Here is an 18,329-nt window from a genome sequence, read left to right on the forward strand (position 1 = left end):
GGCTCAGGGCGACGCCGCGACCCGGACGGCGGCCACCGAGCGCCGGACGTCGTCCGCATCCGTCGACCAGTTGCTCACGGACACCCGGAGCACGTGCCGGCCGCGCCAGCGCGACCCGGACATCCACGCGTGCCCGCCCTCGAGCAGCCGGGCGATGACCTCGCGCGTGCGTGCGTCGTCCTCGAACGCCACGCACACCTGGGTGAAGACGACGTCGTTGAGGACCTGCGCGCCGTCGACCCGGCCGATGCCGTCGGCCAGCTCCCGGGCCCGGGCGGCCAGCCGGTCGACGAGGTCGGCGACGCCGCGACGCCCGAGCGCGCGCAGGACGGCCCACACCGGCACGCCGCGGGCCCGGCGGGACAGCTCCGGCACCTTGTCGTGCGGGTCCCCCGGCCCGGTGTCGTCGGCGACGAGGTAGCTGCTGCGCATGCCCATGGCCGTGCGCAGGGCGGTCGGGTCGGCGACGACCGCGACCCCGCAGTCGTACGGCACGTTGAGCGTCTTGTGGGCGTCGGTGGCCCAGGAGTCCGCCGCTGCCACGCCCGCCACGAGGTGCCGCAGCGACGGGGAGGCGGCGGCCCAGAGGCCGAACGCCCCGTCGACGTGGACCCACGCCCCGCGCTCGTGCGCGAGGCCGACGGCCGCGGCGAAGGGGTCGAAGGCACCGGAGTGGATGTTGCCCGCCTGCAGGCACACGACGACCGGGCTGCCCTCGGGGACCGCGGCGAGCGCCGCGGCGAGCGCGTCGGTGCGGATCCGGCCCTCGTCGTCGACGTCGACGACGGCGGGGCTGCCGAGCCCGAGGTGGCGCAGGGCGAGGTCGACGGTCTCGTGCCGCTCCCGCCCGACGAGGACGTGCACCCGCGGCGCGCCCGTGAGGCCGTCGGCGCCGACGTCCCACCCGGCCTTCGCGAGCACCGCCGAGCGGGCGGCCGCCAGGCACGTGAAGTTGGCGGTCGTCGCCCCGGTGACGAACCCGACGTCCGCGCCCGCCGGCAGCCCCAGCAGGTCCAGCAGCCAGCGCGCGGCGACCTCCTCCAGGGCGGCGGTCGCCGGGGAGGCGTACCGCAGGGCGTTGTTCTGGTCCCAGGCGCTGACGAGCCAGTCGGTGGCGAGCGCCGCCGGGTGCGTGCCGCCGATCACCCAGCCGAAGAACCGCCCGGCGGGCATGGCCATGAGCCCCGGCTCGGCGCCGGCCGCGAGCAGGTCGACGACCGCCGCCGGGTCGCAGCCGTCCTCGGGCAGGTCACCGCCGAACGTCGCGGCGACGGCGTCCGCGTCCGCCTGCGGCCGCACCGGCCGCTCGTCCAGCGAGCGGAGCCAGCGCACGGCGTGGTCCCGGGCCGCGTCGAGAGCCGGTGCGTACTGCTCCTCGCGCGCGTCCACAGCCCCTCCTGCCGTCGACGCACAGCCTTCCAGGTGCCGGTCGGCGGCGCCACGGTGCCGCCGGCCGACGACCCGGTCCTGCGGTGACCAGGACCGCCAGGCACTGCCATGTGAGGGCCGGACGCGGTTGGGTAGGTGTCACGCAAGGATGCGACACCCCGGTGACGTCGACGATCGAAGGAGCACCCCCATGGACAGGCGAACGCTCGGCGACGGGCTCGAGGTGTCGGCCATCGGCTTCGGCTGCATGGGCATGAGCCAGAGCTACGGCCCCAACCCGGGTGACCGCGACGAGATGATCGGTGTGCTCCGCGGCGCGGTCGAGCGCGGTGTGACGTTCTTCGACACCGCCGAGGTCTACGGTCCGTTCGTCAACGAGGTGCTCGTCGGCGAGGCGCTGCGCCCGGTGCGCGACGAGGTCGTCGTCGCGACGAAGTTCGGGTTCGCCTTCGACGACGAGGGCCGGCAGACCGGGCTGTCCAGCGCGCCCGCGTCGATCCGCCGGGCCGTCGACGGGTCGCTGTCCAGGCTGGGGATCGAGTCGATCGACCTGCTGTACCAGCACCGCGTCGACCCCGCGACGCCGATCGAGGACGTCGCGGGCACCGTCAAGGAGCTCGTCGCGGCCGGCAAGGTCAAGCACTTCGGCCTGTCCGAGGCCGGCGTCGGCACGATCCGGCGGGCGCACGCCGTCCACCCGGTCGCCGCCCTGCAGAGCGAGTACTCGCTGTGGTGGCGGGAGCCGGAGGCCGAGATCGTGCCGGTCCTCGCCGAGCTCGGCATCGGGCTCGTGCCCTTCAGCCCGCTGGGCAAGGGGTTCCTCACGGGCGCGGTCGGCGCCGGGACCGAGTTCGCGGCGGGTGACGTCCGCGGCACCATCCCGCGGTTCACCCCGCAGGCGCGTTCGGCGAACCAGACGGTCGTCGACCTGGTCCGCAGGATCGCCGGGGACCTGGGGGCCACTCCCGCGCAGGTCGCGCTCGCGTGGCTGCTCGCCAAGCAGGCGTGGATCGCCCCCATCCCCGGCACCCGGCGGCTCGAGCGCCTCGAGGAGAACCTCGGTGCCGCGGACCTCGCCATGACCGCGGACGACGTCCGGCGGCTGGACGACGCCTCGGCCCGGATCGAGGTGCAGGGCGAGCGCTACAACGAGCAGATGCAGCGCATGATCGACCGCTGAGTGCGGATCTTCGTCACACCGCCGCGTCGGGCAACCGGATGCCGCGGCGTCCGGCGGCGGCTAGCGTCGGTGGTGTGCCGGCGTCCGCCGGACCCGTAGCCACCGCCCGACCCGGCCCGATTGCGAGCGCCGACGATGTCCCTGCCCGTGCAGCGCCGGCCCGTGACGCCGCGCCGGCCGGAGCGCGCCGTCGCGCTCGTGCTGCTGTGCGGTGCGCTCGGCCTCGGCTACGTGACCCTGCAGGCCCTCGCGCCGCCCCCGCAGGGCGCGCCCGCGCCGGCCCCGACGGTGCTCGTCGCCGGCGACGGTGCCCCCACCGCGGGGTGCGGGGCCGGCGACACGCCGGGGCCGGCGGACGACCCCACGTACTGCGAGCGGCTGGACGCCGACCGCCGGTCCCGCGACCCCGTCGACCCGGGGCGCGTGGCCGACCTGCGGCACGACCGCGCCCGGGTGGCCGCTCTGCTCGCCCCGCCCTACGGGCCGCCGCCGGAGCACACCCCCGAGGACGTGCTCGTGACCCTGCGCGCCGCGGGGTTCCGGCAGTCCCAGGCCCGGCCGGCGCGCACCGACGACCCCGCCCCGGCGGGCTCCCTCGTCTACGCCGTGCAGGTCCCGGGCGGGTGCCTGGTCGGGTCCCTCGCCGTCGGCGACGCGGGGCGGGACGACGGACCGACGGTCGTCGGGACGCTCCCGGACCGGTCCTGTCTGGCGCTCTGACCGCCGCGGGCCGATCACGGTGTATACGTTTGCAGGGTGACCGACAACGACTACGTCATCGATCCCGTGAAGGGGCCCCGCGTGGTCCCGACCCACGATCGGGCGCTCGCCCCTGTCCAGTCCCCCGAGACCGACGTCGACGGCTTCGTCGGTGCGTTCCTGCGTGAGCTCAACTTCGGTCAGGGCGTGTCGCTGGCCCGCGCCTCGGTCAACGACCAGCACCTCGCGCTCGCCCGCACGGTGCGGCAGTACCTCATGGCCCGCTGGCTCGAGGCGATCGCCCAGCAGCGGAAGAACCCGGTCAAGGCGGTCGGCTACCTCTCGGCCGAGTACCTGCTCGGCCGCCAGCTCGACAACGCGCTGCTCGCGACCGGCCTGGTGGACGTCGTCGAGGAGGGCCTGGCCGCGTGCGGCCTGAGCCTGGACACGCTGCGCGACCAGGAGGTGGAGCCCGGGCTCGGCAACGGCGGCCTGGGCCGGCTCGCGGCCTGCTTCATCGACTCCCTCGCGACGATGAGCGTGCCGTGCATCGGCTACGGCATCCGGTACGAGTACGGGATCTTCCGGCAGACCTTCGTCGACGGGCGCCAGGTCGAGCAGCCGGACACCTGGCTCACCCTCGGCGGGCCGTGGGAGTTCCCGCACCCGGAGTCCTCGCAGCTCGTCAACTTCGCCGGCCACACCGAGAGGTTCACCGACGAGGACGGCGTCGAGCGCACCCGCTGGGTGCCGGGCTGGAACGTCCTCGGTGTGCCCTACAACTACATGGTCCCCGGGTACCGCAACGGCCGCGTCAACACGCTGCGGCTGTGGAGCGCCCGCGCCACGAAGGCCTTCGACCTGGAGATCTTCAACGCCGGCGACTACGCCGAGGCGGTCCGCGCGCAGACGTTCGCCGAGAACATCTCCAAGGTGCTCTACCCGGAGGACTCCACGCCGCAGGGCAAGGAGCTGCGCCTGCAGCAGCAGTACTTCTTCGTCGCCTGCTCGCTGGCCGACTACATGTTCGAGGTGCTGCACAGCACCTTCGACCCGGCGGCGCTGGCGGACCGGATCATCTTCCAGCTCAACGACACCCACCCGGTGATCGCCGTCCCCGAGCTCATGCGCCTGCTCGTGGACGTCCTCAAGCAGCCGTGGGACAAGGCCTGGGCCATCACCCGGCAGTGCTTCGCCTACACGTGCCACACCCTGCTGCCCGAGGCCCTCGAAGTGTGGCCGGTCGAGCTCATCGGCCGGCTGCTGCCGCGCCACATGGAGATCATCGAGCGGATCAACGCCGAGTTCCTCGACGAGGTCCGCGCGGCGTTCCCGGGCGACGAGATGCGGGTGCGCCGGATGTCGATCATCTCCGACTACCCGGAGCGCGGCGTCCGGATGGCGTTCCTCGCCACCGTGGCCGCGACGAGGGTCAACGGCGTCGCGGCCCTGCACTCGGAGCTGCTGCGCGACAAGGTGCTCCCGGACTTCTCCGAGCTGTGGCCGGAGAAGTTCATCAACGTCACCAACGGCGTCACGCCGCGCCGCTTCGTCCGGCAGTCGAACCCGCTGCTGTCCGGGCTCATCACCGAGGCGGTCGGCGACGGCTGGGTCACCGACCTCGACCGGCTGCGCGGCCTCGAGCCGCTCGCCGACGACGCCGGGTTCCGGGCCCGCTTCCGGGAGGTCAAGCAGGCCAACAAGACCCGGCTGTTCGAGCTGCTGCAGCGCCGTGACGGCTACGACCTGCCCGAGGGCAGCATGCTCGACGTCATGGTCAAGCGGCTGCACGAGTACAAGCGGCAGTCGCTCAAGCTGCTGCACATCGTGACCCTCTACGAGAGCCTCGTCTCCGGCCGCGTCGACCCGGCGGACATCGTGCCGCGGACGTTCATCTTCGGCGCCAAGGCCGCCCCCGGCTACCGGATGGCGAAGGAGACGATCTACCTCATCAACTCGGTGGCCTCCGTGGTCAACGCGGACCCCCGGGCGAAGGGCGTGCTCACCGTCGCGTTCCCGGCGAACTACAACGTCACCCTCGCCGAGACCCTCATCCCGGCGGCGGACCTGTCGGAGCAGATCTCGCTCGCCGGCAAGGAGGCCTCGGGCACGGGCAACATGAAGTTCGCCCTCAACGGTGCCCTGACGATCGGCACGGACGACGGCGCCAACGTCGAGCTGCGCCAGCTCGTCGGCGACGACAACTTCTTCCTCTTCGGGATGCTCGAGCCCGAGGTCGCCGCGCTCACCGAGCGGGGCTACGTGCCGAGCAGCTTCTACGAGGCGGACGACGACCTCAAGCGCGCCATCGACCTCATCTCGTCGGGTGCGTTCTCGGGCGGCGACCGCGGGGCCTTCGAGCCGCTGGTCTCCAACCTGCTCCACGAGGACCGCTTCATGGCCCTCGCGGACTACCGCGCGTACGTCGACGCGCAGGCGAAGGTCGACGCGGCGTACGGCGACCAGGAGGCCTGGAGCCGCTCGGCGATCCTCAACATCGCCCGGTGCGGGTTCTTCTCCTCCGACCGTTCCATGCGCGACTACATCGACCGGATCTGGCACACCGAGCCGGTCTGACCGAGCCCGCTCGACAGTGCCGTCCTGGCCGGTGCCGCACGACGCGGCGCCGGTCAGGACGTCGCGGCCCTGACCAGCTCGGCGACCCGCTGCTCGACGTCGGGGCTCCAGGCGGCGAGCGCGTAGGACGACGGCCACATGTCGCCGTCGTCGAGGGTCGCCGCGTCCTGGAAGCCCAGCGTGCAGTAGCGGTACGTGAACTTGCCGGCGTCCTGGAAGAAGACGACGACCTTGCCGGCCCCGTTCGCGTAGGCCGGCATGCCGTACCAGGTCTTCGGCGACAGACCGGGAGCGGCGGCGGTGACCGTCGCGTGCACGCGCTCGGCGAGCGCCTGGTCCTCGGGGGCCATCTTCGCGATGGCCTCCAGGACGGCCTCCAGGCCCTCCGCCTTCTTGGCGCCCTTCTTCCCCTCGGCGCGCAGCTCGGCGGCGCGCTCCTTCATCGCGGCACGCTCGGCCGCGCTGAAACCGTCGGTCTTCGCTGCCATCGTCGGCCCCTCTCCGGTGCGGGGCCCGGTCCGTACCGGGCCCTCCACGACGACGCTAGGTGCGGGCGCGGCGAGCGGGCTTCTCGATTCCTGACCGGTTCCGGCGGCTCAGAGCGCGCGCGCCAGCCGGGCCGCGTCGAGCATCGCCGCGTGCACGTTGCGGCCCGCCACGGCGTCCCCGATCCGGAACAGCTGGTACGTGCCGGCGGGGTTGCGGACGGCGGACTGCCGCCGGAGCGCGAGGAGGTCCTCGATGCGCACCTCGCCGTGGTTGCTCGACCCGGCGACGAGCTCGTCGTACAGGTCCGCGACGGCGACGGTGCCCACCTCGGCGACGACGGCGTCGACGCGCCGGGTCTCGGTGCGGCTCGCCCCCTCGGCGCCGAGGGTCACGAGGAGGCCGTCCGGCGTGCGCTCCACGGAGAGCAGCCGGCGCAGCACGGTCTGCCGGACGCCGCCCTCGGCGAGGGCGACGAAGTACCCCGCACCGACGAGCGCGCCGACCTCGGGCGAGACCGTGCGCTCCGGCGTGACGAGCTCGACCTCCGCGCCCGCGCGCAGCAGCGTCTCGGTGACGTCGAGGGCCTGGGTGCCGCCGTGGTCGTCGTAGACGAGCACCCGGCCGGTGGGCCGCCTGGCCCCCGAGACGACGTCCCAGCCGTCGAGGACGAGCTGCGCCCCGGGGACGTCAGGCCGGCCGGGCAGGCCGCCGGTGGCGACGACGACGACGTCGTACCCGCCGCCCGCGAGCGTGTCGGCCTCCACGTAGGTGTCGAGGTGCACCTTGACGCCGAGCCGCTCCAGCTCCTGGGCGCGCCAGTCGACGATGCCCTGCAGGTCCCGCCGCCGAGGCGACAGCGCCGCGAGCGCGAGCTGGCCGCCGAGCGCTGAGCCCGCCTCGAAGAGCGTCACGTCGTGACCGCGCTCACCGGCGACCCGGGCGGCCTCGAGCCCGGCGGGCCCGCCGCCGACGACCGCGACCCGGCGCGGCGCCGCCGCCGGCGCGACGACCTGCGGCACCTCGAGCTCGCGTCCGCTCGACGGGTTGTGGATGCAGAACGCCGCACCGCTGGTGTAGATGCTGTCGATGCACATGTTCGCGCCGACGCACGGCCGGATCCGGTCCTCCTGGCCGGTCGCGACCTTGAGCGGCAGGTACGGGTCGGCGAGCAGCGCGCGGGTCATCCCGACGAGGTCGAGCAGGCCCGCCTCGATCGCGTACCGCGCGGTCGCGACGTCGGCGATCCGGGCCGCGTGCATGACCGGCACGGTGAGCTCGCGCTTCATCCGGCCGGCGAACTCCAGGTGCGGGGAGGCGGGCGTCCCCATCGGGGGGATCATCCGGGACAGCGCCGTGTCGCTCTCGATGGAGCCCTTGACGAGGCTGATGAAGTCGATGCCGGCGGCGGCGATGTCACCGCCGATCCGCAGCGCCTCCTGCGGGCCGACGCCGGGCGCGCGCTCCTCGTCGAAGCTGACCCGGGCGCCGACGAGGAAGTCGTCGGGGACGGCGGCCCGGACGGCGCCGATCACCTCGAGCGGGTAGCGCATCCGGTTCTCGTAGGACCCGCCGTACTCGTCGTCGCGGTGGTTCCAGAACGGCGTCCAGAACGAGTCGAGGAAGTGCCCGTAGAGCATGAGCTCGATGCCGTCGAGCCCGGCCTCGCGGCAGGCCTGCGCGCCGCGGACGAAGTCGTCCTTGATCCGGTCGAGGTCCCACTGCTCCGCGGCCTTGGCGAAGGCGCGGTGGGCCGGCTCCCGGGTGGCGCTCGCGGAGACCGCCGGGACCCAGTCGTGGGTGTAGTTGCTCGTCCGGTGGCCGAGGTGCGTCAGCTGGATCATGACCGCGGCGCCGTGCTCGTGGACCTCGTCGGCGAGGCGGCGCATCCAGGGGACGGACTCGTCCTTCCACACCTGAAGGTTGCCGAACGCCGGGGCGCTGTCCCGGCTGACGAGGGCGCTGCCGCCGATCATCGTCAGGCCGACCCCGCCCCGGGCCTTCTCCACGTGGTAGGCCCGGTAGCGGTCCTTGGGCAGACCGTCGTCGCTGTACGCCGGCTCGTGCGAAGTGCTGACGATCCGGTTGCGCAGAGTCAGGCCCTTCAGACGGAAGGGGGTGAGCAGCGGGTCGGTCGCCACGAGCGCCTCCTGTGGGCCACAGGGCGTCGGGTCCGCGGCGCCTCCCCCACGATGCGGTCCGGCCGCCGCCCGGCGCGAGAGGGCACCGCGGATTCGCCCCGCTCGCGAGTCGCCGATGCATAAGTGCCTTACCCTCGGCAGGTGCGCGCGGAGCGGAGGGCGGGCCTGTCGTCGGCGCAGGTGAGGCTGCTGCGCCGGCTCGCCGACGCGGGGCCGGAGCCCGCCGTCGCGCGGCGGGCCCGGGTCCTCCTCGGCGAGGAGCCGGTCTCCCGGCAGACGGCGGCGAAGTGGGCCGCCCGGTTCGCCGAGCAGGGCGCCGACGGCCTGCGCGACCTGCCGCGGGCCGGCCGGCCGCCGACGCACGGCGACGAGTCGGTCCGCAGCATCCTCGTGGCGCCGCTGCTCGCACCGACGGCACGGTGGACCTCGCACACCGTCGCCGGGCTCACCGGGCAGAGCCAGACGGCCGTCGTCCGCGCCTGGCGGCAGGCCTTCGAGGTGGGTGCGGCGCACCCGGCCGGGCCGCTCCCCTCCGGCGGGCTGGCGCTCGTCGGGGCTCGCTGCGACGCGTCGAACAGCGTGCTCGTCCTCGCCGCCCACGCGACCGCCGTCCCGCCGGAGCGGGCCACCCCGTTCATGCGCTCGCCACGGCGCCCGCCGCTGCAGGCGCTGCTCGCGGCCGACCTGCTCGCGAGCACGCTCCCGCCGGACCCGGCGTCGACGCCAGGCCCCGCCGCGACGCCGGACCTCGTGGCGGCGGTGCGCCGCCGGCTCGGCACCCGGACCCCGCTGTTCGTCCTCTCCCGCCGGCCGCTGCCCGCGCCGACCGCCGACGTGCCCGGGGTCGAGTACCTGCCCCTCGCCCCGGGCGACCGGTGGCAGGGCCTCCTGGAGACCCTCGTCCGCCGCTGCACCGCGACGCCGCAGCCGCACCTGGCCGCGCTGCAGCAGCGGCTCATGGCCTGGGCCCAGGGCGTCGGCGGGCCGTTCGAGTGGCTCGAGGACGGCGCCCCGGACCGGGCCGGCCGCCGGCCGGCGCCCCCGGGCGGCGAGCCGCGGCCGACCGGCCAGGTGGTCGCGGACGCCGTCCTCGCCTCGGTCCTCGACCGGATCGCCGCGGGCCGGCTCGCGGCCGGCGACCGGGTCACCGAGTCGTCGCTGTCCCGGGCCGTGCACGCCTCGCGCGGGCACGTCCGGGAGGCGCTGCTCGTGCTGGCGTCCAACGGCCTCGTCGACCTCGAACCGCGCCGTGGCGCTCTCGTGCCCGCGCCCCAGGTGGCCGACGTCGTCGAGACGTACGCCGTCCGCCGGGCTCTCGGCGCGCTGCTCGTCCGCCGGGCGGCACAGTCGGCCCCCGGCTCGCTGGACCCGGTCGAGCGGGCTCTCGCCGCGCTCGTCACCGTCGCCGCCACCGGTGACGCCCGGGCCAGCGGCGAGGCGGACATCGGGTTCCAGGACGCCCTCGCCCTGAGCACCGGGATGCGCCGGGTGCCACGGATGTTCGTGGCCCTGTCGTCGCAGATCCGCCTCTTCACCGCGGTGATGGGCGTGCGCTACGCGTACTCCGTGCCGCAGATGGTCCGCGACGACACCCTCCTGCTCCAGCAGGTCGCGGCACGGGACGAGGCGTCGGCGCTCCAGACGTGGCACACGAAGATGGACGACGCCGTCGGCTACATGCTCACGCAGCTCGGGTCGCCGGGCCCGCCGGTGCGCCGGTAGCGGCGGCCGCGCGGCGCCGTCACGGGTGCCGGGCCTCGGGCACGACGGGCAGCCCGGTCTCGGCGCGGGGCGGGCGCAGCGGGCGGGCCGGGAAGTCGTGGTCGAGGTCGCGCAGTCGACGCTCGGCCTCGCGCTGCACGAGGACCGGAAGGTAGGTGCGGACCGGTGAGTCCGCGAACTCGTCGAAGATCCGGCGGACGAGCCGGTCGATCGTCCGGGGCCGGAAGAGCGGGTGACGCGCTGCCAGGACGGCCACCAGGCGCCGGGCCTCGTGATCGACGTCCATACGGCCTCCGGCGGCTGCGCGACCCTTCCGAGGAGTGTAGACACGGAACGTTCAGGCGCGAAGGAGCCGTCGTTGGCCGGCCGTCAGGCCGCCGGTTCCGGCAGGAGCTCGGCGAGGAGCCCCTCGACGTTGGCCCGGATCTGGTCGCGGATCGGTCGGACGGCGTCGATGCCCTGGCCGGCCGGGTCCTCGAGCGGCCAGTCGAGGTACCGGGTGCCGGGGTACCAGGGGCACTCGTCGCCGCACCCCATGGTGATGACGACGTCGCTCGCCTGGACGGCCTCGCCGGTGAGGACCTTGGGCGTGGCGGCGGCGATGTCGATGCCGACCTCGGCCATCGCCTCCACCGCGACCGGGTTGACCTGGTCACGCGGCGCGGTGCCGGCCGAGCGGACCTCGACGCGGTCCCCCGCGAGCGCGGTGAGCCAGCCGGCCGTCATCTGCGAGCGCCCGGCGTTGTGGATGCAGACGAACAGGACGGACGGCCTGTCGCCCTTCGTGGCGCGCTCGGCGGGGGCGGGGGTGCTGTCGGTGGTCACGTGGTGCTCCTTCGGGGTCCGTGCCGGCGGGTCAGCTGCTGTGGTGCGGGACGACGGCGTCGTCCGCGGTCAGGGCGACGTCCGGGTAGAGGGCGCGGACGAGGGCGATGCCGACGCCGCCGCCGACGACCTGGACGGCAACGAACGGCAGCACGGACGACGGGGCAATGCCGGCGAACGTGTCGGAGAAGACCCGGCCGACCGTCACGGCCGGGTTCGCGAACGACGTCGACGAGGTGAACCAGTACGCCGACCCGATGTACGCGCCGACGGCCGCCGCGGACAGCGGCGCCCGCCCGGTGCGGGCGAGGGCGAAGATCAGCGCGACGAGGCCGGCGGTCGCGACGACCTCGCCGACGAGCACCCCGGCGCTGACCCGCTCGTGGGTGGCGATCTGCGCGGCGTCGAGGCCGTACATGACGTTCGCGAGCACCGCGCCGGCGATCGCCCCGACGACCTGCGCGACCGCGTAGGCGAGGACGTCCGCGCCCGGCAGCCCGGTGCCGCCCCGACGGCCCAGCAGCCAGTCCGCCGCCGACACCACCGGGTTGAAGTGGGCGCCGGAGACCGGCCCGAAGAGCAGGATGAGCACGGCCAGCCCGAACACGGTCGCGGTGCTGTTCTCCAGCAGCTGGAGCCCCACGTCGTCCGGGGAGAGCTGCTGGGCCGCGATCCCGGACCCGACGACGACGGTCACGAGCAGGGCCGTCCCGACGCACTCGGCGAGGAGCCGGCGGGCCAGGTCGGGGCCAGGGTTGACATCTGCCATGCCTCGATCATAGTTGAGTCAATATGGCTGGAGGCAAGATGACCGGACGCAGTACCGGACGGCGGGACGCGGCACCACCCGCGGACCCGTCGCAGCGGCTGCGCACCCGGGCGGCGCGGTTCGCCGCGGTGGGCGAGCCGGTCCGGCTGGCGATCGCGGAGCACCTCGCGCTCGGCGACGCGGCCCCGAGCGAGCTGGGGGCGCTGGTCGACCTGCCGAGCAACCTCCTCGCGCACCACCTCAAGGTCCTCGAGGAGGCGGGCGTCGTCCGTCGCGTCCGGTCCGAGGGCGACCGGCGTCGCTCGTACGTCCGGCTGCGCCTGGAGGACCCGGCCGTCGCGGCCCTGGTCGGGCCGCAGCCCGCGGATCTCGGGGGCCGGTTCGGCGAACCCGGCACCGCCGGCCGGGTGGTGTTCGTCTGCACGCACAACTCCGCCCGCTCCCAGCTCGCCGCCGCGGCGTGGGAGCAGGTCAGCGACCTGCCGGCCACGTCTGCCGGGACGCACCCGGCGGCGCACGTGCACCCGCGGGCGGTCTCGACCGCGCGCCGGCACGGTCTCCGCCTCGCCGGCCGGCGGCCACAGCCCCTCGACGCGACGGCGCGGCAGGGCGACCTGCTCGTCGCCGTGTGCGACAACGCCTACGAGGACCTCACCCCGGCGCCCGACCGGCCCGGCGCCCGGCTGCACTGGTCGGTCCCCGACCCGGTGCGCGTCGACACCGACGCGGCCTTCGAGGCCGCCTACGACGACATCGACCGCCGGGTCCGGCACCTCGCCGAGACCCTCGGCAGACAGGAGCATCCGGCATGACCGTCCCCGACACCGAACGGCCCTCGTGGGCCTCCCTGCCGCTGGAGCAGTCCGTCGCCCTGCGCGCCGCGGCCGGCCGCCTCGCCGACGACTTCGCGGGCGTCTTCGGCACCGAGACCATCGAGCGGTTCCTGCACTCCTCGTTCGACCAGTTCGCCGGGCACGCGACCGTCCCGCAGTTCCTCCCGCTCATCGCCGAGCGGTTCGCCCGGCAGCGGCTGCGCGCCGTCGCGAAGATCGAGGGGCTGCACGACGACGGCAGGCCGACGGTGCTGTTCCTCTGCGTGCACAACGCGGGCCGCTCCCAGATGGCCATGGGCTTCTTCACCCACCTCGCCGGGGACGGCGCCGTCGCCTGGTCCGGCGGCTCCGAGCCCGGCGCCCGGGTCAACCCGGTCGCCGTCGAGGCCATGCGCGAGCGCGGCATCGACATCTCCGCGGAGTTCCCCAAGCCGTGGACCGACGAGACCGTCCGCGCCGCCGACGTCGTCATCACCATGGGCTGCGGCGACGCCTGCCCGATCTTCCCCGGCAAGCGCTACGAGGAGTGGACCCTCGACGACCCGGCCGGCCGCGCGATCGACGACGTGCGCGCCGTCCGCGACGACATCGAGCGTCGCGTGCGGCGGCTGCTCGAGGAGCTCGAGGTCCCGGTCCGTGCGTGACCGGCCGAGCGGGTCACGCCGTCGGGGCCGTCGCCGGTGACCCGGACCGCGCCGCGACCGGGCCGTGCGGCGCTGTCGCGGCGTCGACGGCGGCTCGGCACAGGTGGCACCGCACAGTGCGGGTCGCCGGTCCGACGACGACCGTCCGGTTCATCGCCCCGGTGCGGGTGAGCCGGCGCGGGGTGACCTCCGCGTGCTCGATGCAGAGGGCGACCCCGCAGTCGACGCACACGGCGACCGCCGGGGCGTCCATGGCGCGGGCGGCGCACTCGTAGCAGTTCACGGCGCCCCCGCCCCGGCAGGCGCGGCTGCGGCGACGGGACCGCGGGGGAAGAAGCGCCGCGCGGCGAGCGCGACGTAGACCAGTCCGACGAGCACGGGCACCTCGATGAGGGGGCCGACGACACCGGCCAGGGCCTGCCCGGAGGTGGCGCCGAACACACCGATGGCGACGGCGATGGCGAGCTCGAAGTCGTTGCTCGCGGCCGAGAAGGCGAGCGCGGCGGCGCGCGGGTACGTGAGGTGCAGCCGGTAGGCGAGGGCGAACGTGCCGAACCACATGACGGCGAAGTAGACGAGCAGCGGCAGTGCGATCCGGACGACGTCCAAGGGACGGCCGGTGATGGTGTCGCCCTGCAGGGCGAACAGGACGGTCACGGTGAAGAGCAGGCCCCACAGCGCGATCGGGGAGATCGCCGGCAGGAAGCGGGTCTCGTACCAGTCGCGTCCCCGGAGGCGTTCACCGAGCACCCGGCTGAGGTAGCCGGCCACGAGCGGGATCCCGAGGAAGATCGCGACGATGCCGGCGATCCCGCCGAGGGAGACGTGCAGCGAGGTGGTCTCCAGACCCAGCCAGCCCGGCAGGGTCTGCAGGTAGAAGTAGCCGAGCGCGGCGTAGGCGAGCACCTGGAAGACGGCGTTGAGGGCGACGAGGACCGCGGCCGCCTCCCGGTCGCCGCCGGCGAGGTCGGTCCAGATGAGGACCATGGCGATGCAGCGGGCCAGACCGACGAGGATGACCCCCGTGCGGTACGCAGGCTGGTCGGGGAGGAACAGCCAGGCGAGGGCGAACATGACCGCCGGGCCGACGACCCAGTTGAGGACGAGCGACGACGCCATCATCCGGCGGTCGGCGGTGACGACGCCGATCTCGCCGTAGCGGACCTTGGCGAGGACCGGGTACATCATGAGCAGCAGACCGAGCGCGATCGGCAGCGAGGTCTGCCCGACCTTCAGGGCGTCGAGAGCGTCGTCGAGCCCGGTGAACGCCTGACCGAGCAGCAGTCCGGCGACCATCGCCGCGCCGATCCAGACGGGCAGGTAGCGGTCCCGTCGGGACAGGGCGGCGACGACCTGGGGTTTCGCTTCAAGCGGCGTTGCAGCGTCCATGCTCGAAGCGTGACCCCCGGTCGGCGACGCGCGGTACGACGAACGTCCCGCCGGCGGCCGAGCTCGTCGTCCGCCGCAGCAGGCCTACGCGGCGTGCGTGTCCTCGCTCGCGCCGAACCGGTGCCAGCAGGTCCGCACGCAGCCGCAGGAGCCGGCGCGTACGCGCCGGCCCTCATGGTCCGGACGGCCGGTCTCGGCGGACGCCGGCGGGTCCGGCGTCTGAGGCTGGGTCGTGTCCACACCCCGACGGTGCACGGCCGGGATGACCGCCGGGGCACGGCGACGTCTCGCCCGGGTGAACACTCGTGGCGCCGCACCCCGTCCACCACGCCGCTGCGGGGACGCGTCAGCCGCTGGTCATCCGCCGCTCAACCGCCGGGCTGCCCGGCGTCCACCTCCCGCCGACACCGTGCTGCGCATGACGACGACCCCCCTCCCCCGCCGCAGCTTCCTCCTCGGTGCCGCCGGACTGGCCGGCGCCCTCCCCTCGATCTCCGCCGCCGCACCGGCCCGGGCGGCGTCCTTCGTCCCGTCGGCCGCCCCGCTCCTCACGCACGGCGTCATGAGCGGTGACGTCACCCGCTCCGGCGGCGTGGTCTGGGCGCGCGCCGACCGCCCGGCCCGGATGTTCGTCCAGCTCTCGCCGACCGGGGGCTTCTCGGCCCGCGACCGGGTGCGGACCGTCCGCGGCCCGCTCCTGCTGCCCGACAGCGACTTCACCGGCCGCGTGGTGCTCAGCGGGCTCCCCGCCGGCAGCGACGTCCCGTTCCGGGTCGTCCTCGCCGACCCGGACGCCGTGCGGCCGCACGGCGACCACGCCGAGGGCTCCTTCCGCACCGCCCCGCGGCACGGCGACGACGTGCGGTTCCTCTGGAGCGGCGACCAGGCCGGCCAGGGCTGGGGCCGCAACCCCGACATCGGCGGCTTCCCGATCTTCGACGCGATGCTCGCCCGCGACCCCGACTTCTTCCTCCACAGCGGCGACTCGATCTACGCCGACGGTCCCATCACCGGGGACGTCACGCTGCCGGACGGGCGGGTCTACCGGAACGTCCTGGAGGAGGCCAAGACGCACGTCGCGCAGACCCTCGACGACTTCCGCGGGGCGTACAAGTACAACCTCGGCGACGCCGCGATGCAGCGCTTCAACGCGCGCGTGCCGTTCGTCAACCAGTGGGACGACCACGAGGTGCACAACAACTGGTACCCCGGCCAGATCCTCGGCGACGCCCGCTACACCGAGAAGAACGTCGACGTCCTCGCCGCCCGCGCCTTCCGGGCGTGGACGGAGTTCTTCCCCGTCGGGCCGCTCACGGCGGACCGGAACCGGGTGTACCGCACGCTGTCCCACGGGCCGCTGCTCGACGTCTTCGTCATCGACATGCGGACCTACCGCGACGCGAACACCCCCGGCCTCGAGCCCGGTGCGCCGGCCGCGCTCGACGGCATCCTCGGCACCGAGCAGGCCCGCTGGCTCGTGCGCTCGCTGGCCGAGTCGGAGGCCACCTGGAAGGTCATCGCGTCCGACATGCCGATCGGGCTCGTCGTGCCCGACGGGGCGGTCGACATCGAGGCGGTCGCCCAGGGCGACGGCGGGGTGCCGCTGGGCCGCGAGCGGCAGATCGCATGGATCCTCCAGCAGATCCACCGCCGCGGCATCGAGAACACCCTGTGGCTCACGGCCGACGTGCACTACACGGCCGCGCACCACTACGACCCGGCGAGGGCGTCGTTCACGGACTTCGCGCCCTTCTGGGAGTTCGTGTCCGGCCCGATGCACGCGGGCGCCTTCGGCCCGAACCGGCTCGACGGCACCTTCGGCCCGACCGCCGAGTTCGTCGCCGCCCCGCCGCGGGCGAACGCCTCGCCGCTGGAGGGCTACCAGTTCTTCGGCGAGGTGAACATCGACGGCGGCAGCAAGCGGCTCACCGTCGACCTGCGGGATCTGTCCGGTGCCTCGCTGTGGTCGGTCACGCTGGACCCGCAGGGCTGAGAGCCCGCCGCGTCCCGGGGCCGGTCAGCCCCGGGACGCGGCGGCGTAGCCGTTGCTCGCCTGCGTCACCCGGGCCACGTAGGCGGACGACGCGTTGTAGGCCAGGACGGCGCGCCGCCACGCGGCACCGTCCCGCAGGTCGCCCGCACCGGCGTGGCACAGGTAGCGCCCGGCCGCGAGAGCGGCGTCGGGCAGGACGAACGGGTCGGCGACGCCGTCCCCGTCGCCGTCCGCGCCCCAGCGGCGCCAGGTGCCGGGGATGAACTGCATCGCCCCGACCGCGCGGTCGTGGACGGCGTCCCCGTCGAACCGGCCGCCGTCGCTGTCGGCGACGGCCGCGACCCCGTTGCCGTCCAACGGGATCCCGACGACCGGCGGGTCGGAGCGACCGTCAGCCCCCAGGGCGGCGCCGCGGAACCGGCCGTGGTCGGACTCCACCGCGCCGATGCCCGCGAGCGCCACCCAGGACAGGTGGCAGGCCGGGTCCTCGGCGGCCAGGCGCACCTCGGCGGCGCCGTAGGCGGCCAGGGCGACGGCCGGCACCCCCACCCGGGGGGAGAGCCCTTCGGCCCAGCCCCGGAGGCGTTGCGGCCCAGCCGTTCCCGCCGCGCCCCGGGCCGGGGCAGCAGCCGGTGCGGCGGCGCCGGCGACCGGGGCGGCCGCGGTGTCGTCGAGGACCGCCCCCTCGGCACCGACGGCGAGCGGGTCCTGCACCGTGGCGGCACCGCGGGCGATCGTCACGGCCCACGCCGCCTGGCCGCCGAGCAGGACCACGCCGGTGACGACCGCCGCCGCCCGGGCGGCCCTGCGCAGCGCCGAGGGCCGGTGCGGCACCGTCATCCGAACCGGCCGTTGACGTAGTCCGCCGTCCGGGCGTCGACCGGGCTCGCGAACATGAGGTCGGTCGGGCCGTGCTCGACGATGACCCCGGGCGCGTTGTGCTCGGCGAGGAAGAACGCGCACTGGTGCGAGACCCGGGCCGCCTGCTGCATGTTGTGGGTGACGATGACGATCGTCACCTCGTCGGCGAGCTCCTCGATCGTCTCCTCGATCCGACGGGTCGACGTCGGGTCGAGCGCCGAGCAGGGCTCGTCCATGAGCAGCACCCGGGGCCGGACCGCGAGGGACCGGGCGATGCAGAGCCGTTGCTGCTGGCCGCCGGAGAGCGCGCCCCCGGGCTGGTGCAGCCGGTCCCGGACCTCCTTCCACAGCCCGGCCCTGGTGAGCGACTCCTCGACGAGCCGGTCCTTGGTGCTGCGCGGCGCCTTGGTCCCGGTGAGGCGCAGACCGGCGAGGACGTTGTCGAAGATGGACATCGCGGGGAACGGGTTGGGCTTCTGGAAGACCATGCCGACCTGGCGACGGGCATCGGTGAGGCGCCGGTTGCGGTCGTAGAGGTCCTGGCCGTCGAGCAGCACCTCACCGGCCAGGGACGCGGAGGGGACGAGCTCGTGCATCCGGTTGAGGATCCGCAGGAACGTCGACTTCCCGCAGCCCGAGGGGCCGATGAGCGCGGTGACCCGGCCGGCAGGCATGAGCAGCGACACCCTGTCGAGGATCTTCCGCTCGCCGAACCACGCGGAGATGTTGCGCGCGTCGAGCGAGGCGAGCGCGGTCGTCAGGTCGACGGTGGTCGGCGGGTGCGTCGTCGGGCTCGTCATCGTCGTCTCCTCGTTCTCGGG

Annotated in this window: 17 protein-coding genes; 7 read left to right on the forward strand and 10 right to left on the reverse strand. The window is 74.5% G+C overall.

Annotated features, from left to right (window positions below; all coding sequences use genetic code 11):
* Positions 1 to 3: 3 nt before the first annotated feature.
* A complete protein-coding gene (locus tag EDJALFJO_RS21690; RefSeq protein ID WP_088288370.1) occupies positions 4 to 1,389 on the reverse strand; it encodes a pyridoxal-dependent decarboxylase in 1,386 nt (461 codons plus the stop codon).
* A gap of 190 nt (positions 1,390 to 1,579) precedes the next feature.
* Here EDJALFJO_RS21690 and EDJALFJO_RS21695 point away from each other — a divergent pair, with 190 nt between their 5' ends.
* The 3 genes from EDJALFJO_RS21695 (at position 1,580) to EDJALFJO_RS21705 (ending at position 5,845) form a co-directional block, all read left to right on the forward strand.
* Positions 1,580 to 2,569, forward strand: a complete 990-nt coding sequence (locus tag EDJALFJO_RS21695; RefSeq protein ID WP_088288371.1) for an aldo/keto reductase — start codon at positions 1,580 to 1,582, stop codon at positions 2,567 to 2,569.
* Positions 2,570 to 2,704: 135 nt separating this feature from the next.
* The gene (locus tag EDJALFJO_RS21700; protein ID WP_143448689.1) at positions 2,705 to 3,289 is read left to right on the forward strand and encodes a hypothetical protein; all 585 of its coding nucleotides are present in this window, start codon (positions 2,705 to 2,707) and stop codon (positions 3,287 to 3,289) included.
* Positions 3,290 to 3,370: 81 nt separating this feature from the next.
* Complete coding sequence (locus EDJALFJO_RS21705) at positions 3,371 to 5,845, forward strand: glycogen/starch/alpha-glucan phosphorylase (protein WP_088288427.1); 2,475 nt, start codon at positions 3,371 to 3,373, stop codon at positions 5,843 to 5,845.
* Positions 5,846 to 5,898: 53 nt separating this feature from the next.
* On the opposite strand, the gene EDJALFJO_RS21710 is transcribed toward EDJALFJO_RS21705, so the two are convergent.
* Together EDJALFJO_RS21710 and EDJALFJO_RS21715 are read right to left on the reverse strand one after the other, a co-directional pair.
* Positions 5,899 to 6,333, reverse strand: a complete 435-nt coding sequence (locus EDJALFJO_RS21710) for an iron chaperone (protein WP_088288373.1) — start codon at positions 6,331 to 6,333, stop codon at positions 5,899 to 5,901.
* Between the two features lie 108 nt (positions 6,334 to 6,441).
* On the reverse strand, positions 6,442 to 8,472 hold the full coding sequence (locus EDJALFJO_RS21715; RefSeq protein WP_088288374.1) for an FAD-dependent oxidoreductase: 2,031 nt from the start codon (positions 8,470 to 8,472) through the stop codon (positions 6,442 to 6,444).
* Between the two features lie 141 nt (positions 8,473 to 8,613).
* On the opposite strand from EDJALFJO_RS21715, the gene EDJALFJO_RS21720 reads away from it, so the two are divergent.
* Complete coding sequence (locus EDJALFJO_RS21720; protein ID WP_143448690.1) at positions 8,614 to 10,194, forward strand: FCD domain-containing protein; 1,581 nt, start codon at positions 8,614 to 8,616, stop codon at positions 10,192 to 10,194.
* A gap of 19 nt (positions 10,195 to 10,213) precedes the next feature.
* Here EDJALFJO_RS21720 and EDJALFJO_RS21725 read toward each other — a convergent pair whose 3' ends face one another.
* From EDJALFJO_RS21725 to EDJALFJO_RS21735, 3 genes are all read right to left on the reverse strand, one after another.
* The gene (locus EDJALFJO_RS21725) at positions 10,214 to 10,480 is read right to left on the reverse strand and encodes a three-helix bundle dimerization domain-containing protein (protein WP_088288376.1); all 267 of its coding nucleotides are present in this window, start codon (positions 10,478 to 10,480) and stop codon (positions 10,214 to 10,216) included.
* Positions 10,481 to 10,563: 83 nt separating this feature from the next.
* Complete coding sequence (locus tag EDJALFJO_RS21730) at positions 10,564 to 10,920, reverse strand: arsenate reductase ArsC (RefSeq protein WP_088288428.1); 357 nt, start codon at positions 10,918 to 10,920, stop codon at positions 10,564 to 10,566.
* A 130-nt stretch (positions 10,921 to 11,050) separates the two neighbouring features.
* Entirely contained in the window at positions 11,051 to 11,788 is a 738-nt protein-coding gene (locus EDJALFJO_RS21735) for an MIP/aquaporin family protein (protein WP_088288377.1), read from the reverse strand.
* A 38-nt stretch (positions 11,789 to 11,826) separates the two neighbouring features.
* On the opposite strand from EDJALFJO_RS21735, the gene EDJALFJO_RS21740 reads away from it, so the two are divergent.
* Both EDJALFJO_RS21740 and EDJALFJO_RS21745 read left to right on the forward strand, forming a co-directional pair.
* On the forward strand, positions 11,827 to 12,600 hold the full coding sequence (locus EDJALFJO_RS21740) for a helix-turn-helix domain-containing protein (RefSeq protein WP_088288378.1): 774 nt from the start codon (positions 11,827 to 11,829) through the stop codon (positions 12,598 to 12,600).
* Positions 12,597 to 13,265, forward strand: coding sequence for an arsenate reductase ArsC (locus EDJALFJO_RS21745; RefSeq protein ID WP_088288379.1), 669 nt, complete (start codon positions 12,597 to 12,599; stop codon positions 13,263 to 13,265). Before EDJALFJO_RS21740 ends, EDJALFJO_RS21745 begins: the two co-directional genes overlap by 4 nt.
* A gap of 13 nt (positions 13,266 to 13,278) precedes the next feature.
* On the opposite strand, the gene EDJALFJO_RS21750 is transcribed toward EDJALFJO_RS21745, so the two are convergent.
* Positions 13,279 to 13,548 (reverse strand): DUF2180 family protein, encoded by a 270-nt coding sequence (locus EDJALFJO_RS21750; protein ID WP_088288380.1) that lies wholly within the window; start codon positions 13,546 to 13,548, stop codon positions 13,279 to 13,281.
* Entirely contained in the window at positions 13,545 to 14,654 is a 1,110-nt protein-coding gene (gene arsB / locus EDJALFJO_RS21755) for an ACR3 family arsenite efflux transporter (RefSeq protein ID WP_088288381.1), read from the reverse strand. Before arsB ends, EDJALFJO_RS21750 begins: the two co-directional genes overlap by 4 nt.
* Before the next feature lie 418 nt (positions 14,655 to 15,072).
* Between arsB and EDJALFJO_RS21760 the strand changes: the two genes are divergently transcribed.
* Positions 15,073 to 16,647, forward strand: a complete 1,575-nt coding sequence (locus tag EDJALFJO_RS21760; RefSeq protein ID WP_088288429.1) for an alkaline phosphatase — start codon at positions 15,073 to 15,075, stop codon at positions 16,645 to 16,647.
* A 24-nt stretch (positions 16,648 to 16,671) separates the two neighbouring features.
* Here EDJALFJO_RS21760 and EDJALFJO_RS21765 read toward each other — a convergent pair whose 3' ends face one another.
* Entirely contained in the window at positions 16,672 to 17,487 is an 816-nt protein-coding gene (locus EDJALFJO_RS21765; protein WP_143448691.1) for a lytic transglycosylase domain-containing protein, read from the reverse strand.
* A complete protein-coding gene (locus EDJALFJO_RS21770) occupies positions 17,484 to 18,308 on the reverse strand; it encodes a phosphate ABC transporter ATP-binding protein (protein ID WP_088288430.1) in 825 nt (274 codons plus the stop codon). Before EDJALFJO_RS21770 ends, EDJALFJO_RS21765 begins: the two co-directional genes overlap by 4 nt.
* Positions 18,309 to 18,329: the final 21 nt, after the last annotated feature.

It is taken from the genome of Kineosporia sp. A_224, assembly GCF_002198655.1.
GTDB lineage: Bacteria > Actinomycetota > Actinomycetes > Actinomycetales > Kineosporiaceae > R-H-3.